This window comes from Jeotgalicoccus psychrophilus DSM 19085 (genome assembly GCF_000425845.1).
Taxonomy (GTDB): Bacteria; Bacillota; Bacilli; order Staphylococcales; family Salinicoccaceae; genus Jeotgalicoccus; species Jeotgalicoccus psychrophilus.
Map to the genome: position 1 here is coordinate 99,134 of NZ_AUEF01000008.1, position 16,904 is coordinate 116,037.

The 16,904-nt window shown below is 40.7% G+C and carries 16 protein-coding genes, 6 tRNA genes and 2 rRNA genes; 6 read left to right on the forward strand and 18 right to left on the reverse strand.

Annotated elements, in window-relative coordinates; translation table 11 throughout:
* The first annotated feature begins 116 nt into the window (after nt 1-116).
* From H625_RS0104315 to H625_RS0104325, 3 genes are all read left to right on the forward strand, one after another.
* The gene (locus H625_RS0104315; RefSeq protein ID WP_035785160.1) at nt 117-932 is read left to right on the forward strand and encodes a MerR family transcriptional regulator; all 816 of its coding nucleotides are present in this window, start codon (nt 117-119) and stop codon (nt 930-932) included.
* A 229-nt stretch (nt 933-1,161) separates the two neighbouring features.
* Nucleotides 1,162-1,317, forward strand: a complete 156-nt coding sequence (locus H625_RS13725; protein ID WP_169516113.1) for a hypothetical protein — start codon at nt 1,162-1,164, stop codon at nt 1,315-1,317.
* A gap of 235 nt (nt 1,318-1,552) precedes the next feature.
* Entirely contained in the window at nt 1,553-1,972 is a 420-nt protein-coding gene (locus H625_RS0104325) for a hypothetical protein (RefSeq protein WP_026858832.1), read from the forward strand.
* A 44-nt stretch (nt 1,973-2,016) separates the two neighbouring features.
* Here the strand turns inward: H625_RS0104325 and H625_RS0104330 are convergent, their stop codons facing one another.
* The 3 genes from H625_RS0104330 to gcvPA all read right to left on the reverse strand — a co-directional run bounded on the left by H625_RS0104330 (nt 2,017) and on the right by gcvPA (nt 5,796).
* Complete coding sequence (locus H625_RS0104330) at nt 2,017-2,790, reverse strand: SurA N-terminal domain-containing protein (protein WP_026858833.1); 774 nt, start codon at nt 2,788-2,790, stop codon at nt 2,017-2,019.
* 194 nt (nt 2,791-2,984) lie between these two features.
* Nucleotides 2,985-4,451 carry an aminomethyl-transferring glycine dehydrogenase subunit GcvPB gene (gcvPB, locus tag H625_RS0104335; RefSeq protein WP_026858834.1) on the reverse strand — a complete coding sequence of 489 codons (1,467 nt, stop codon included), beginning with the start codon at nt 4,449-4,451 and terminating at the stop codon, nt 2,985-2,987.
* Complete coding sequence (gene gcvPA, locus H625_RS0104340; RefSeq protein ID WP_026858835.1) at nt 4,444-5,796, reverse strand: aminomethyl-transferring glycine dehydrogenase subunit GcvPA; 1,353 nt, start codon at nt 5,794-5,796, stop codon at nt 4,444-4,446. The genes gcvPB and gcvPA overlap by 8 nt, the downstream gene beginning before the upstream one ends.
* 346 nt (nt 5,797-6,142) lie before the next feature.
* Between gcvPA and H625_RS0104345 the strand changes: the two genes are divergently transcribed.
* The gene (locus H625_RS0104345; protein ID WP_026858836.1) at nt 6,143-6,763 is read left to right on the forward strand and encodes an NAD(P)-dependent oxidoreductase; all 621 of its coding nucleotides are present in this window, start codon (nt 6,143-6,145) and stop codon (nt 6,761-6,763) included.
* A gap of 294 nt (nt 6,764-7,057) precedes the next feature.
* Here H625_RS0104345 and glmS read toward each other — a convergent pair whose 3' ends face one another.
* Both glmS and H625_RS0104355 read right to left on the reverse strand, forming a co-directional pair.
* On the reverse strand, nt 7,058-8,860 hold the full coding sequence (gene glmS / locus H625_RS0104350) for a glutamine--fructose-6-phosphate transaminase (isomerizing) (protein ID WP_026858837.1): 1,803 nt from the start codon (nt 8,858-8,860) through the stop codon (nt 7,058-7,060).
* 444 nt (nt 8,861-9,304) lie between these two features.
* Nucleotides 9,305-9,499, reverse strand: coding sequence for a YwbE family protein (locus tag H625_RS0104355; RefSeq protein WP_026858838.1), 195 nt, complete (start codon nt 9,497-9,499; stop codon nt 9,305-9,307).
* A 169-nt stretch (nt 9,500-9,668) separates the two neighbouring features.
* On the opposite strand from H625_RS0104355, the gene H625_RS12530 reads away from it, so the two are divergent.
* Nucleotides 9,669-10,202 (forward strand): metal-dependent hydrolase, encoded by a 534-nt coding sequence (locus H625_RS12530; RefSeq protein WP_051238964.1) that lies wholly within the window; start codon nt 9,669-9,671, stop codon nt 10,200-10,202.
* 56 nt (nt 10,203-10,258) lie between these two features.
* Here H625_RS12530 and glmM read toward each other — a convergent pair whose 3' ends face one another.
* The 4 genes from glmM to H625_RS12535 are packed head-to-tail and all read right to left on the reverse strand — an operon-like array spanning nt 10,259 to nt 14,361.
* Nucleotides 10,259-11,611, reverse strand: a complete 1,353-nt coding sequence (glmM, locus tag H625_RS0104365; protein ID WP_026858839.1) for a phosphoglucosamine mutase — start codon at nt 11,609-11,611, stop codon at nt 10,259-10,261.
* Nucleotides 11,612-11,635: 24 nt separating this feature from the next.
* Nucleotides 11,636-12,583: a CdaR family protein gene (locus H625_RS0104370; protein WP_026858840.1), complete on the reverse strand. Its 948-nt coding sequence runs from the start codon at nt 12,581-12,583 to the stop codon at nt 11,636-11,638.
* Nucleotides 12,570-13,391 (reverse strand): diadenylate cyclase CdaA, encoded by an 822-nt coding sequence (cdaA, locus tag H625_RS0104375; RefSeq protein ID WP_026858841.1) that lies wholly within the window; start codon nt 13,389-13,391, stop codon nt 12,570-12,572. The genes H625_RS0104370 and cdaA overlap by 14 nt, the downstream gene beginning before the upstream one ends.
* 22 nt (nt 13,392-13,413) lie before the next feature.
* Nucleotides 13,414-14,361, reverse strand: coding sequence for a helix-turn-helix domain-containing protein (locus tag H625_RS12535; RefSeq protein ID WP_051238965.1), 948 nt, complete (start codon nt 14,359-14,361; stop codon nt 13,414-13,416).
* Nucleotides 14,362-14,504: 143 nt separating this feature from the next.
* Between H625_RS12535 and H625_RS0104385 the strand changes: the two genes are divergently transcribed.
* Nucleotides 14,505-14,963, forward strand: a complete 459-nt coding sequence (locus tag H625_RS0104385; protein WP_026858842.1) for an ArsR/SmtB family transcription factor — start codon at nt 14,505-14,507, stop codon at nt 14,961-14,963.
* A gap of 12 nt (nt 14,964-14,975) precedes the next feature.
* Here the strand turns inward: H625_RS0104385 and rocF are convergent, their stop codons facing one another.
* From rocF to H625_RS0104430, 9 genes are all read right to left on the reverse strand, one after another.
* The gene (rocF, locus tag H625_RS0104390; RefSeq protein WP_425402149.1) at nt 14,976-15,881 is read right to left on the reverse strand and encodes an arginase; all 906 of its coding nucleotides are present in this window, start codon (nt 15,879-15,881) and stop codon (nt 14,976-14,978) included.
* 140 nt (nt 15,882-16,021) lie between these two features.
* Nucleotides 16,022-16,094: transfer RNA gene (locus tag H625_RS0104395), tRNA-Lys, on the reverse strand.
* 16 nt (nt 16,095-16,110) lie between these two features.
* Nucleotides 16,111-16,182: transfer RNA gene (locus H625_RS0104400), tRNA-Gln, on the reverse strand.
* Between the two features lie 7 nt (nt 16,183-16,189).
* Nucleotides 16,190-16,273, reverse strand: a tRNA-Tyr gene (locus H625_RS0104405).
* 10 nt (nt 16,274-16,283) lie between these two features.
* A tRNA-Val gene (locus H625_RS0104410) sits at nt 16,284-16,356 on the reverse strand.
* A 22-nt stretch (nt 16,357-16,378) separates the two neighbouring features.
* Nucleotides 16,379-16,453, reverse strand: a tRNA-Glu gene (locus H625_RS0104415).
* A 12-nt stretch (nt 16,454-16,465) separates the two neighbouring features.
* Nucleotides 16,466-16,540 (reverse strand) — tRNA-Asn (locus H625_RS0104420).
* Nucleotides 16,541-16,562: 22 nt separating this feature from the next.
* A 5S ribosomal RNA gene (gene rrf, locus H625_RS0104425) occupies nt 16,563-16,677 on the reverse strand.
* Nucleotides 16,678-16,760: 83 nt separating this feature from the next.
* Nucleotides 16,761-16,904, reverse strand: a 23S ribosomal RNA gene (locus H625_RS0104430); the annotation flags it as partial.

Sequence of the window (16,904 nt, forward strand, 5' to 3'; positions counted from 1 at the left end):
TCTGCACCTCTTATATTTTCTTCATCTTGAGAAGTGAGAGTTCTCAATACACATCAAAATGATGACCTAGTATAATATAAGGTATATGGTAACCATACAGTCAAGAGGTGAGCATTATGAAATCGGAAATATATTTTACGACAGGTGATTTCGCAAAACTGTGCGAAGTGACAAAGCAGACACTGTTTCATTACGATAACATCGGACTTCTTCGTCCTGCACATAAAGATAAGAAAGGATACCGCTATTACTCGTATACACAATTCGACACGATGTATGTCATTGAATCATTAAAAGAAATGGAAATGCCGCTTCGTGAAATCAAAGAATTTATCATTGTGACAACACCTGATACGATGATTAAATTGTTTAAAGAAAAATCACGGCAGATCTCCGACAAGATAAATAATCTTGCAAGCATTCAGAATACGATAGAAAAGAAAATATTAATTACTGAAGAAGCGAAGAAAACCGACTTCAGTAAAATCGTGCTGACTGAAGCACAAGAGGAATACTTTTATTTAAGTTCACCGCTCTTAAATATCAGTGAGGACGAAAATAAAGCGGCCATATCCGATTTTTATAAGATATGTATGCGTGAACTTCATGAAAAATACTCTATCGGTGTAATGATGAACATAGAAGATATCGCAAACGGCGACTTTGAAAACTTTGAACACCTGTTTGCGAAAACAGATTACACTGATGCACTCCCGCTGGTAAAAAAAGATAAAACGATGCGGATTACCGGCTATCATACCGGAGAGTACGAAAACGTTGCGGTAACATTTGACGCAATCTTTGATTTTATAGAAGAAAACCATCTTATCCCTGTTGATTACTTATATGCAGAACCTATACTCGACCGCATATCTGTAAATGACAGCGATAAATACGTGATGAAGATTACGATACCGGTAACTCGGGGTTAGATTGTCCACTTCATTGCGGAGCAAACGGCTTTACTCGGGGATGACAGAGTCTCATTGCGGAGCAAAACACTTTACTCGGTAACGACAGCGTCTCATTGCGGAGCAAAACACTTTACTCGGTAACGACAGCGTCTCATTGCGGAGCAAACCAGTATTTTTTTGCTATTCAGCTCACAATAGTATATATTCAAAGCAAAATAATCGATAACCACAATAAAGGAGCGATAATATGAGCAAATCCACTTCAGTCGTTAAAACCGGTGTCGGTTTCGGCACAGTTCTTGCTGTCACTATTTCATGGAGTCTCCATCAGTCCATCCTCTGGGCAATTATCCACGGAATCTTCAGCTGGCTCTATGTTATTTACTACGTCATCGTCAGATAAATAAAAGTGTCTGCCAAAAAACGGCAAACACTTTTTCAAGTAGTTTTTCATCATCGTTTCAGTGACTTCTTTATAAAGAAGCGGCCAATATTTAATAATTTTACTGAAGTTTAATTCTTCCGGAAAACTTTAATTCAAACATCATCAAATATTTTCACTCTAAATTGTAATACTCACGATAAAAATATACATTAATTGGGTATATAAAAGATAAATAATAACACGGAGTGTTTCGATGATAACTTTATTAAAGTTAATAATAATTGGATTCGTTGCCGGAGCGATACTTGCAGCAGTAGGGAAAATCATCCGGATTACTACAGGAAACAAAGCTGAAATCCTTTTATATAATATGGATTATATGCCAGTTATAAAAAGATGGAGCGATAAGTGGATTACAGGAATTATTTTTCATTACACAACCTGTATCGTCAGTGCGGTTGTTTTATTCTACATACTTATTCCTTTTAGCTGGGAATTGAACATCTGGCCGTATGTTCTCGTTTATACTGCAGGCAGCGCCGCACTTTATTTCCTCAGTCTGCTCACGGATAAACCGCCCGCTTCCGACAGCTTTTCTTCATGGTTTTACTGGACATTCAGTCACGCGATATTCGGTTTTGCAGTAGGGTTTTTAATTAAATTATGGATATAAAAAAAGACTTATGGAATTTTAATTCCATAAGTCTTTACTCATTATTACAGATGCATTGTCACATCTGCACTTTCTTTAAGGTCTGCAACTAATGCTTGTGCTGCTTCGCCTTCTTTTTGCATTACTACTTGTTCTTTAAGCTGCGGTTCAAGTTCTTCAAATGATGGCGGCTCTTCTTCAGTTTCCATTTGTTCCATTTGAGCGACCTGGGCATCGTAAATTTCCTGCATTTCTTCTTTCGACGGTTCAATGTCGCCAGCTTCTTCTGCGATCAGTTTATCCACTTTGACCTGCATATCTACCTGTGTCATTACTTCATCTTTAGGCATTCCCTGTTCTTCAAAAGCTGCGAACAGATCCTCCTGTGATTCCATGCCATTTTGTTCCACTAAGCTGTCAAGAACACCATTAGTATCTTCTTCAGTTACTTCAAGCTCACGGTTATCCGCTTCCTGAATTAATAACTCCTGTGATACCAGTCCGTCTGCGACTTGTTTTTTAAGATCGTCCTGGTTCACTTCTTCACCGGACATCTGAGACATCATCGCCATTTGCTGGAATTGCATATTATACGCTTCTTCAAATTCCGCTTTTTCAATTTTAGTATCATTTACTTCAGCAACAACATCAGGTACGCCTTCTAAATCTGGTTCAGGCATTTCCGGCTGTTCTGCCGCTGCGCCTTCTTCACCTTTTGATTGAGGTGCTTCTGCTTCCTCGGCACTACCAGTATCTTCTGCTGCTTCTTCATCGCCATTGCATGCTGTGAGCAACAGCAATGAACCAATTATTGTTAAACTCGATAACCATTTTTTCATTTTGGAATTCTCCTTTGATTACTTACTTGTCCGTCATTCTATCGCACATTCATTTCTGAGGCATGTAAAAAGCGGCTCACAAGAAAATTATTTTCACGATATATGATTAATTCGTGACATTGTGAATCGGCTCACTATAAATAAAACCCTGTACCAAATACAGTAATGTACCTGATACAGGGTCTTTAAAAGTTTTATTTTTCTTCTTTATTCCAGCGGAAAACAGGTTTACGTGAAGCTCTAGTTTCGTCTAAACGTTTAACCGGTGTTTTGTGTGGCGCTGAGTGAATAATGTCAGGGTTGCTTTCTGCTTCATCAGCAATTTGAAGCATTGTATCGATAAAGTGATCAAGAGTTTCTTTAGACTCTGTCTCAGTTGGCTCGATCATAAGTGCTTCGTCTACGATTAGCGGGAAGTAAACAGTTGGTGGGTGGATATCAAAGTCCATCAGGCGCTTAGCGATATCTGATGTTCTAACTCCCTGTGCTTTCTGTTTATTACCAGAGATAACGAATTCGTGTTTACAGTGCTGTGTAAATGGAAGTTCGTATTTCTCCTGCAGGCTGCGCATAATGTAGTTCGCATTAAGTACAGCAAGCTCACTTGCTTTTTTAAGTCCTTCAGCACCTAATGTACGGATGTACGTGTATGCACGGACGTTAATTCCAAAGTTACCGTAGAAGTTTTTAACCATACCGATTGATTGCGGACGGTCGTAATCTAAATCGTATACGCCGTTCTCTTCACGGACAACTGGTTTTGGAAGGTATGGCGCAAGCTCATCAGTTACACCGATTGGGCCTGATCCAGGTCCGCCACCGCCGTGCGGGCCAGTGAATGTTTTGTGTAAGTTAAGGTGAACTGCGTCAAAGCCCATGTCTCCAGGACGTGCGTAACCCATAATAGCGTTAAGGTTTGCACCGTCATAGTACATTTTACCGCCCGCTTCATGGATGATCTCTGACATTTCAAGAATTTGTGTTTCAAATAAACCTAATGTGTTCGGGTTTGTCAGCATAAGCGCTGCCGTGTTTTCGCTAACGACTTTCTTAAGGTCTTCAACGTCAACTAAACCTTTATCATTCGATTTAACCTCAACGATTTTGAATCCTGCAATTGCTGCAGACGCCGGGTTCGTACCGTGTGCTGAGTCAGGAACGATAACTTCATTACGGTGTGACTCTCCGTTAGCTTCGTGGAAAGCTTTAAATACCATAAGTGCAGTCCATTCACCCTGTGAACCGGCAGCCGGCTGTAAAGTGATTTCGTCCATTCCTGTAATTTCTTCAAGGTGTACTTGAAGATCGTACATTAACTCTAAAGCACCCTGGATAGTCCTAGTATCCTGATACGGATGAATGTGGCTGAATCCCGGTAATCTAACAACATCTTCGTTAATTACAGGGTTGTATTTCATCGTACATGATCCTAAAGGATAGAATCCTGTGTGGATACCGAAGTTACGGTTCGATAAGCCAGTGTAGTGACGCATTAATTCCAGTTCATCAACTTCCGGAAGATTTGCATCTACTTTACGAACGAAATCAGCACCAATTTCTTCTTCTAAATTAACTTCTGGTACATCAAGTGCAGGGAGGTTGTAACCTACTCTGCCTTCTTTACTGCGTTCAAAAATTAATGGAAAGTTTTCATTAGCCATTGTTGATATCCCCCAATTCTTTAACAAATGCATCGATTTCTTCTTTCGAACGAATTTCTGTCGTTGCAATCAGCATGTGGTTTTCGAACTCAGGGTAAATGATGCCAAGGTCAAATCCACCGACAATCCCTTTATCGAATAACTTCTCGTTAACCTCTTTAACAGGTTGTGAAAGCTTAACTACGAATTCGTTGAAGAATGATCCTTTGAATGCTGCTGGTAAACCAGCTTCTTCAAGCTGTTTCTGAGTATATCTTGCTTTTTGCATATTCAGTTTAGACATATCTTTAACACCGTTCTTGCCAAGTGCACTCATTGCAGCTGAACTAGCTACTGCGTTTAATGCCTGGTTAGATGTAATGTTTGATGTCGCTTTTTCACGTCTGATGTGCTGTTCTCTCGTTTGAAGTGCAAGAACGTATCCGCGCTGGCCGTCCTGGTCAACTGTTTCACCAACGAAACGTCCAGGTACTTTACGCATTAACTTATCAGTTGTAGCGAAGTAACCACAGTGCGGTCCGCCAAGCTGTGCAGGAATACCGAATACTTGTGTATCACCAACAACAATATCAGCGCCGAATTCTGAAGGCGGAGTTAAGTATCCTAATGCTAACGGATTACTTGAAACAACCATCATTGCTTTAGGCTGTGCTTTAATTAATTCATTTATTTTATCAAGTGGTTCAATCTGACCTAAGAAGTTAGGGTATTGAACGATAACTGAAGCTGTATCTTCATCAATTTCTTTTTCAAGTTGTGCTAAGTCAATTTTCCCGTCAGTTAAGCCAATTTCAACAATCTCAAGGCCTTTACCTTTTGATGCAGTTTTAACTAATTGACGGTACTCAGGGTGCAATGCTTCAGATACTAAGATTTTTTTCTTCTTAGTTTGAACGTTGCTTAAGTACATTGCTTCTACAACAGCAGTTCCGCCGTCATATAATGAAGAGTTTACGATAGGCATACCGGTAATTTCAGAAACCATAGTCTGGAACTCAAACATAGCTTGAAGTTCACCCTGTGTCATTTCCGGCTGGTAAGGCGTGTAAGAAGTATAAAATTCTTGTCTTGAAATAACGTGGTCAACTACTGACGGGATAAAGTGATCGTATACCCCAGCACCTAAAAATGAACTGTAGTCCTGCAGGTTGGCGTTTTTAGCAGCCAATGCAGTCATTTCTTTTTTAAGTTCGTACTCACTAGTTGGTTCTTTCAGATTTAATTTTCTGTCCAGTCTAACTTTTTCAGGAATATCTGAAAAAAGCTCGTCTGTGGATTTTGCACCGATCTTTTCTAACATCTGTGTTTTATCAGCTTCAGTAGCTGGTAAATAACGAAAATCCATTACAATTTCCTCCCTGTTCTTCACATTTATAATATAATAATTTGCTATTATTATTTTATTTCCACACTCTATACTACCATATCGAATTAAATAAATAATCAATTTAGCAGCAGAGCTTATATGGAAAACACTGAATATATACAGCGCTTCCAAAAATCATTATTGCTGTTTTCAGATTTTCTGATTATTTTTCCATACAACGTTTATTATAGTGGCTTTTTGGGTACAATGCCAGTCTGATGTTATATATAACGTTTTATTTTGTGCAAAAGTTATAAACAGTCTACATAATAATAAGGAAAAATAATGATAGTATATAAGAAGAACAGTAGAAAGGACTGCTTTTATGAATATTTTACTTTTAGGAATGACAGGCAGAGTCGGCAGTGAAATTGCAAAGCTGGCTTTGGAAGATAAACACCAGGTGACAGCACTTGTGCGCACGCCTGAAAAGATATCAATTAATGATGAAAATTTATCAATTATAAAAGGTGACGTTACGGTTAAAGAAGACGTTGAGCGTACCATGAAAGGTGCAGATGCTGTCATCAGCGCTTTAAATACAGACGGCGCCGATACGCTGACAAAAAGCATGCCGCTGATTATTGAAGCGATGACCGATGAAAGTATTAAGCGGATTGTCACGGTTGGTACTGCAGGAATACTGAACAGCAGAGCTGAACCCGACGTGCTGCGCTATCAATCCAGCGAGTCAAAACGGAAATTAACACGCGCAGCAGAAGAACATCATAAAACATATCTGCTGCTTGAAGACTCGAACCTCGACTGGACAGTCGTCTGCCCTACTTATTTACCGGACGGTGAAGCTGTTGGTGAACACCGTGAAGAACGTGACTTCCTGCCTGAAGACGGCAAGAAGATTACAGTTGGAGATACAGCAGAGTTTGTGTATAAGCAGCTTGAGAGTGATAAATATATTAAATCCCGTGTTGGGATAGCCTATTGAGAAAACTTGGGCTGGACACATATGAGCGGGCGTCATACCAGTCCGAAGATACTGGGACACATATGAGCGGGTGTCATACCAGTCCCAGGGCTTTGGAACACATATGAGCGAGTGTCATACCAGTCCCAGGGCTTTGGAACACATATGAGCGAGTGTCATACCAGTCCGAGGATACTGGAATACATATGAAGTCAGAGATGACGAAAAGTATCTACTATAAAATCTGATTTAATAAAACATCCCTTTGAACTATAAAGTTCAAAGGGATGACGTTTTAGATTCCTAAATATTACTTTATTCCACCGTAACCGACTTCGCCAGATTACGCGGTTTATCTACATCGTTTCCTCTGTGCAGTGCTGCATAGTATGAAATCAGCTGGTAGACTACAACTGAGACAAGCGGTGTCAGCATTTCATCCACTCTTGGAATGACGTATGTGTCACCTTCCTGCTCCAATCCTTCCATTGCAACGACACATACATTCGCACCTCTGGCTGCGACTTCCTGTGCGTTACTTCTAATATTTAAATCTACTTTTTCCTGCGTTGATAATGCGAATACCGGCGTACCTTCTTCGATCAAAGCAATCGCACCGTGCTTCAGTTCGCCGCCTGCGAATCCTTCTGCCTGGATATACGATATTTCTTTCAGCTTCAATGCGCCTTCAAGACCGACATAGTAATCCATTGCTCTGCCGATAAAGAACGCGTTTCTCGCTGTTTCCAAATAACTCTTAACAATTTTTTCAATTTTATCAGCGTCTTCAATAACCGTTGTAATTGCCGTCGTTACTTTCCCAAGTTCAGCCATTAAATTCATATCTGAAACTTTGTTCAGCTCTCTCGCTGTCACTGCTGCTGTAATCGCAAGGACTGCAATCTGCGCGACATAGGCTTTCGTCGATGCGACTGCAATTTCCGGTCCTGCATGCAGTATCAGCGTTTCATCCGCTTCACGTGACAGTGTCGATCCCGGTACATTCGTCATCGTTAATGATTTGTAGCCTTTACCTTTAATATCTACGAGGACTGCACGGCTGTCTGCAGTTTCTCCCGATTGTGATATAAAGATGAATAACGGCTTTTCTGATAATAATGGTGTGTTGTAGACAAACTCAGATGCGACGTGCACTTCTGTCGGTACACCTGCCCATTTTTCAAAATATTCTTTACCGATCAGTCCGGCGTGGTAGCTCGTACCTGCTGCGATGATATATAATCGGTCCGCTTCATTCAGCTGTTTGATTATATTTTTATCAATTTTAAGTTCGCCGCGCTCATCCTGATATTCTTTAATGATTTTACGCATCACCTGCGGCTGTTCATTGATTTCTTTAATCATGTAATGCGGATACGTGCCAAGCTCCGTGTCGCTCGCATCAATTTCCGCAATATAAGATTCACGTTCGATTTCCGCACCTTCGATATCTCTGATGATCATTTGGTGTTCCATCAGCTGAATGATTTCGCCGTCCATTAGTTCAACAAATTCATTCGTTAAATTAAGCATCGCCATTGCATCGGATGTAATGACATTGAAGCCGTCACCTTTACCTAAAAGTAGCGGTGATTTATTTTTAGCTGCATAGATAGTGTGGTCATCTTCATTATCCAAAAGACCAATCGCGTATGATCCGTGCAGTAATGATAAAGTTTTTTGAAATGCTTCAAGCGTCGATGAACCTTCAGCGGCAAACTTCGCAACAAGCTGCACGATAATTTCCGTATCAGTATCCGACACAAGTTTTGTATCATTTAAATATTCTTCTTTTAACTGCTTATAGTTCTCAATCACACCGTTATGCACCAGTGTAAATCTCTCATCTGTACTTTGGTGCGGATGAGAATTCGCTACACTCGGTTCACCGTGTGTTGCCCAGCGTGTATGGCCGATACCGATAGTTCCTTCGAAGTCTAAATCCACTTTTTTACGCAGCTCGGCGATTCTGCCTTTCTCTTTAAAAACTTTTGTTTCCTTATTATTTTTTACTGCAATACCCGCTGAATCATAACCGCGGTACTCCAGCTTTTCAAGCCCTTTTAATAATATTTCCTTCGTATCTGCCGTTCCAATATATCCAACAATTCCGCACATAAGATAAACTCCTTCTACGTTCGTTTAAGTTTTGTGGGGCATCTGCTTTGTCAGACCGGTCACCCGGTAATTTTCACAGATACACTTACGAATACTTCAGTATCCGGGACAGCATCCGCCGAAAGTTCGATCGCTGTCCTCCTCGTCAACAGTACATATCTACTGCTCAGGCGCTATTCCGATTAAGTTTACAAATTTCCCTCCTTTTTCGTCAGAATAAAAGTGTAATTTATTTTTTTCTTGATTACAAGAACTTTTTTACCTTTTAATGGTAAATGTTATAGTTAATTAATTATAATTCTTCTGAATTTGCGTTTGAGTGACTATGTCGAATTCACATTGTCCGACAAATCCAGTTATCGGACACTGTAGCCCTGCATTCCTCCCAGGCTTATCAAGAAATAAAAAAGCAGAAACGATAACTTATCACCCCTGCCACAATTATTATTCTATTATTTCTTTTACTCTGCCGACGATGCCGTCTTCGAGCTTAACTTTAATGCCGTGATGATGGTTAGCTGAGTTCGTTAATATTCTTGCCACAACGCCTTCAGTCAGTTCACCTGTTCTCTGATGGTTTTTCTGTACGACTTTCACTGTACTGCCTACTTTTATATCTGCTCTTTTTGTTCCGTCCATAATGATTCTCCTTTTGTTCGCATTCATATAATTTAATAATAACATTTTTACGTTTATTATATTGAAATGCTCAAAAACTTGATACTTAACATCTGCTTATAATTGTTCATAAAAAGTTATATTTATGTCTAAAAAGTGTTATAATATACAGGTCAGAGGAGGTCGCATCATGAAAGGTAAAACTCATATCATTGGTGGTGTCGCATCCAGTCTGGCAGTCGCTCATTTTACATACGCCGATCCTGTTCTATTAATTGGCGCCGGTATTGCCGGGTCTTTAATTCCCGATATATGCCACGGCGGCAGCAAGATTGGGAAGACATTTCCGGTACTTTCGAAATTAGTTAATTTCGTTTTCGGTCACCGCTCATTTACACACAGCCTGCTGTTTATCGTGCTGATTGCTTTTCTTGTCGATTACTTTTTTCCAAATGATGCGATAAAACTCGGTTTAATTACGGGCATGATCAGTCATTACATATTGGATATGGCAACTAAAAGCGGCATACAGCTGTTTTTTCCGATAAGCTTTAAAGTCAAATTTCCGATTACAACACGGACAGGCAGTTTTACAGAGAATATTATTTTCGGCCTGCTGTGTCTCGTTTCGCTATATTTTGGATTTCAGGTATTAGGTGTATACATATTTACGTTTATAAACGATTTTAATATGGGAGAGCTGCTGGCTAATCCAGCATATTAGTCTCATACATAAAAAAGCGAAGCCATAAATGCGGCTTCGCTTTTTAAATTTCTTCTTTATTTATCCAGACCCATTTCAGCTTCTACTACTTTCGCAATTTCCGCACTGTAGTTCGCTGCCAGTTCTTCAGTTTCAGCTTCTACCATAACGCGTACAAGCGGTTCTGTTCCTGAAGCACGGACGAGTATACGTCCATTACCAGCCATGCGCTGTTCTACATCAGTCATAATTGCTTTGACCGCTTCATTATTCGTAACATTGTGCTTATCGCTCACACGTACGTTTACGAGCTCCTGAGGGAACGTTTCAACCATTGCTGCAAGTTCACTCATCTTTTTGCCTGATTCTTTAACGATTGCCGCTAAATGAATACCTGTTAACAGACCGTCGCCCGTCGTATTGTAATCCATCATTACGATATGGCCTGATTGTTCTCCGCCTAATGAATAGCCGCCTTTACGCATTTCAGCTACAACATATCTGTCGCCGACCTGTGTTTTATCAGATTTCATACCGTGTGCTTCAATTGCTTTATAGAACCCAAGGTTACTCATTACTGTGGAAACGACTGTGTCGTCTTTCAGTTCACCTTTTTCTTTTAGTGCATGCGCAATGATAAACATGATCTTATCGCCATCGACGATCTCACCTTTTTCATCCACTGCAATAATTCTGTCCCCGTCTCCGTCAAATGCAAGACCGAAGTCACATTTCTCTTCTTTAACGAGCTCCTGAAGTTTTTCAGGATGCGTTGAACCCACACCTGCATTTATGTTCGTGCCGTCGGGATTGCTGCCGACTGTAGCTGTATCTGCTTCAAGGTCACCAAATAAATAAGGTCCTAAGTGATACGTCGAACCATGAGCGCCGTCAAGGCCGATTTTCAGTCCTTCAAAGTCAGTATCAATTGTTGATTTTAAGTAGCTTAAGTATTTCTGACCGCCTTCAAAGTAGTCTGAAATTGTACCTACAGAAACACCTGTCGGTCGTGGCAGATTATCTTCATTGCTGTCGAGCAGTGCTTCAATTTCAGCTTCCTGTTCATCAGTCAGTTTAAAACCGTCCGGCCCGAAAAATTTAATCCCGTTGTCTTCAACCGGGTTGTGTGATGCAGAAATCATAACACCTGCATTTGCTTCCATGTCTTTAGTCAGATAAGCAACACCTGGTGTAGAAATAACTCCGAGGCGCATCACTTCAGCACCGATTGATAATAGTCCTGCAACGAGCGCAGACTCCAGCATTTCTCCTGAAATACGTGTATCTCTTCCAACTAGAACGCGTGGATGTTCTTCGCCTTTTTCAAGCAGTGTGTATCCGCCAAAACGGCCTAATTTAAAAGCCAGTTCCGGTGTTAAACCTTCGTTTGCAATACCTCTAACTCCATCTGTACCAAAATACTTTCCCATAGTAATCTCCTTTTTATGCAGCAATTATTCGTCTTTTTCTATCGTGACATCCGCTTCAAGTACAGCAGGTTCACTTTTTGTAACATTTTCAGGTAACTCAAGCCGGACATCTTTTGTGCCCGATGATGACATTCCCCCGATATCGACTTCTGCTTTTACAGATGATATCGAATTTAATGTTTCACTGTCACCATATATTTCAATTGTATCATGATTTAATTCCACTTCCGATAGTGTACTGCCGTCAGCAGCATCACCTGTCGTTTCAAGATTGACTGGCACTTCCTTGCTAAGCTCATCAACATTAATTTCAATTCTTACTGTAGAAGGTTCAATACTGACATCAAGTTTATTATACTGTGCATCGAAAGCACTCACTTCAGCTTCTTCAACACGTTCTTCAGTAATACTCGACGTATCGGACATCATCGCCCGGACGTATTGTATACGGTTCATCGTGCTTTCGCCGCCGCGTACAGTTACTGTTGACGGTTCAACACTGACCGAGCCGAGCTGATAGCTTGAGCCGATTCTTCCTTCACTTACTTCAGCCTGGACTTCAAAAGTTTGCGATACAAGATTCTGTATCGTCACATTAGCTGTTTCCGGCTGAACTGTCCCTGCCACATTTTCCGGCAGACCGCTCACCGTGAAGAACACTTCATGTTCCCCGGGTTCACGATTTCTAAGATCTAAAATCACTTCAAAATTACGCGTCGCCTGAAGACGCTTCACATTCGAATTCGTTCCGCCGAGTTCCACAGTGACTTCCTGCGGTACACCCGATACGTAATATGATTCTTCATCATACAGTACTACAACAGGAACGCCTTCAACAAATTGCGTCTCGTCTTCTGTTGCGCTGTCATCGGTAAACAGATTCATATCTTCAAAGACATTATTTGCGTTCACAAACATAAACAGTGCGAGTAGCAATGCAACGATGCTCAGTCCTAATTTACTTTCGAGCAAACAAACCGCCTCCTTCTTTAGCACCGGAAGCAACCAGCCAGTGTTTCTGGAGGAGTTCTTCCAGTTTCTCCAGAGTAATTTCCTTAGACATCTTACTGTCGTATGTAACTGAGACGTTACCTGTTTCTTCCGATACGATTATCGTAAATGCATCGGTTACTTCTGAAATACCGACAGCAGCCCTGTGACGTGTACCTAAGTCTTTTGCGATCTTATTGCTTTCAGACAGCGGCAAGTAACTGCCGGCTGTCGCAATTTTATCGCCCTGGATTATCATCGCCCCGTCATGCAGCGGCGTATTCGGAATAAAAATATTGATTAAGAGCTGCGACGTAATTTCCGCATTTAACGGCACACCCGTCTCAATATAATCCTTCAGTCCGGTTTCTTTTTCCAGAACAATCAATGCACCGATACGGCGCTTTGCCATATAGCGGACTGCAGTTACCATATCCTGCCGCATCTTTTCATGCTGCGATACATCATTGCCGCCGCTCGACCTGAACAAACTGCCGCGCCCGAGCTGTTCAAGCGCCCGTCTTAATTCCGGCTGGAATATAACGATAACGGCGAGGAAACCCCATTGCAGGACCATATCGAACAATTGTGTTGTCGTTGTTAAATCTAAAAAATTACTTAATGCCCGTCCAATAATTATGAAGAATATCCCTTTGATTAACTGTACAGCTTTCGTCCCTTTAATGACCGTCAGTATTAAATAAAAAACGTACCATATAATCAGGATGTCAATGATGCTCGTTATTACAAAAGATGTAGAGATATTATCAAAAAAGTTGGCTGTTTCCATAATGATTTTCCTTTCTATTATGTTATAAGCCACCTAATCTCCCGGTAAGTTCTTTATACAGATTACCTATTTGCGGTATGCTGGAAATTTCCTTGTTAGGCGCTGGTGTCGCTTTTAATAATTGATCAGCTTCTTTGACTTTGTCCAGCTGCCACAGACTGTAAGCCTTCATAATACTGATATCTGTTTCACTGCTGTCACCTGCAAGCAGGAGGGCAGCCTCGTACCTTTCAAGTTTAACCAGAAGCAGCATTTCAAATTTCTTCAGGTCTTCTTTTTTATAAGTAATACTTAATCTGGAAGAAATCTGGTTAATATCTTCTACCAGCCTGTGCGCAGTATAATACTGTTTAAATATAATATAACATTTTACAAGCGCAAATCGTAATTTAATATCGGAAATATTCAATTCATCAAACTTAGTTAACAGATACACCGTTTCCTCCAGTATATCTATTGCTTCATCAACCGCACCATCTTCAATTAGCAGTTCTGATTTTAAGAGCACAGCATTGACGTAATGCTGATTAACAGCAATCGTCGACAGTTTCTGCAGTGCTTTATCAGTATGCATTCTCGTACGCTTTAAATCCCCTTTGAAATTAAAATAGCGTGCATAAATTAAATGTATTCTGCCGCTGTCAGGCAAAGGCACATCTTCAATCTGCTCATATTCTTTATCGATAAAATGTTTTACAATCTCGTAATCTTCATTGTCGACTTTTAATTCGTAGTGTCCGATCTCCCGCAGAATTTCAAAATTGTTATATTTAAAATGCGAAACCTCTGCCATAAAATCATTTACCGTACAATTTAAACGTTTGCTCAGTTTCACTAAAACATTGGTAGATGGCTGGACAGTCCCTTTTTCTATCAAACTTAAATAAGTTCGGGAGATGATCCCGTCAGCCAGTTCTTCCTGGGTTAAATTATTATTATTACGTATCTCTTTAATTCTTTGACCTATCATACTCATCCCCCTAAGTACTTAACATTTTAATAATACCAAATTCACAATTGTGTAACAAATATTCTCATTTATTTAAATACTGTTTAATTGACTGTACTTACATTTTACATGATAATTGAAGAAAATGTATATGGAGGACACTGATGGAAAAATTGCTCATCATTACTGAACTGGACCAGCTAAAATCAATCAGCGACCCTTTTAGACTGCAGCTTTTGTCCATGATAGCAGAAGAAGCTAAAACAGGACAAATGCTTGCTGATGAACTCGAAATGCCGAGAGCGAAAGTACATTACCATTTAAACCAGCTGCTGTCCCATAATATCATTACTGTAGCCTATACTATGGAGAAAAACAGTATTATCCAGAAGTTTTACCGCCCGGCGGCAGAAAAAATTGTGCCGTCCATCAATATTTTTAATTTTAATAAAGAGAATGATGCTGAATCACTTGAAGCATATGAAATCCTGATGAATGATACAGAACAGAGGAAACTAACTGATGAATTAAGCCGTCTTCAGAAGCGAAAAAAAGCGAAAAAAGAAACAGCTACTGCTAATGAGTATGCTGTTTACGTGATGAAAAATATGAGAGAAGCCTGACGGCTTCTTTTTTTATATTTGGCTCTGACCGAATATGTACTCTGCAATAGTTACAGCTTTTTCTGCTGTTTCATTACCGTTATCAAGAAGTGGATTAACTTCCACCAGATCTGCAGAGATAAGCAGCTCTGTTCTGCTCAGTATATTTAAGCCCAGCAGCATTTCCGATAAGAAAATACCCCCGTTAACTTTAGTTCCTGTCCCTTGAATTTCAAGAGGATCCAGACTGTCCACATCGAGCGATAAGTGTATACCGTCGCATTCCTGCAAGTGTTTCAGCGACTTGGTTATTACAACATCGAGCCCGAGTCTCCTGACGTCGCTCATCGTATAGCATTTAATTCCGTGCTTTTTAATATAAGCTTTCTCACCGGTGTCAAGATCTCTGACACCGACCAGCACGATATTTTCATGACTCAGTTTAGCCCCTTCATGGTGTATATTAACAAGTGACTCACTGCCTTCGCCCAACAGAACACCTAAAGGCATACCGTGTATATTGCCGCTCGGTGACGTCTCGCTGTTATTAATGTCCCCATGAGCATCGATCCACAGTACACCGAGATTTTTACATTTCTTAGTCACACCGCTGATAGAACCAATTGACAGACTGTGGTCACCGCCAACGATAAATGGAAAGCGATTATTATCGAGTGACTCTTCCACAGTAGCTGCAAGCTGTTCACTGAAATCTTTAACCTGTTCAAAATTCATTAATCCTTCGCCGTTTCTCACGTTGTGATTACCGTATTCAGCATGGTAATTTCCATATACATTTCCTTTATCAGCCACATCGTGGCCAAGGTTAGATAAATGTTTTTCTAAACCGCAAAAACGCACCGCATCCGGGCCCAAAGATACCCCTAACTTTGGCTGTCCAAATGCCGTAGGTGCGCCTATAATATCTATTTTAACCACTGACATCCCCCCACTAAAATACTCCTTTGTCTAGTTACAATATACTAAAGAAAGCGCTTTTATACAAGTGTTTATAAATATAAATAATTCATAAATTTATGCATAAAAAAAGAACACCTACGTTTGTAAGTGTTCTACGATGAGCCATGCAGGATTCGAACCTGCGACCCTCTGATTAAAAGTCAGATGCTCTACCAACTGAGCTAATGGCTCTAAATATTAAATTAAACTGGGCTGGAAGGATTCGAACCTTCGCGTCACGAGACCAAAACCCGTTGCCTTACCGCTTGGCTACAGCCCAAAATCTATGGTGGAAGGGGGCAGATTCGAACTGCCGAACCCGAAGGAGCGGATTTACAGTCCGCCGCGTTTAGCCACTTCGCTACCCTTCCAGACAAAAAATGGAGAATGACGGGCTCGAACCGCCGACCCTCTGCTTGTAAGGCAGATGCTCTCCCAGCTGAGCTAATTCTCCATATTGAACTATATAATTAAAATGGTGACCCGTACGGGACTCGAACCCGTGTTACCGCCGTGAAAGGGCGGTGTCTTAACCGCTTGACCAACGGGCCAGAACAAAAAAATGGCTCCACAGGTAGGACTCGAACCTACGACCGATCGGTTAACAGCCGATAGCTCTACCACTGAGCTACTGTGGAATAATCATATATAAAAATATTAGCCTGGCAGCGTCCTACTCTTGCGGGACGTCAGTCCAACTACCATCGGCGCTGGAGAGCTTAACTGCTGTGTTCGACATGGGAACAGGTGTGGCCTCTCCGCCATCGCCGCCAGACTATTAGTGAATGTATATACATTCAAAACCGGATAGAAGTATCGAGAAGAGTGAACGCACTCTTTTAATTTCTGATGTTACATTTGAATAAGTCATCGATGGATTAGTATTTGTCCGCTGAATGTGTTGCCACACTTACACGCCAAACCTATCAACCTCATAGTCTCTGAGGCATCTATTGGGGAAATCTCATCTTGAGGGGGGCTTCATGCTTAGATGCTTTCAGC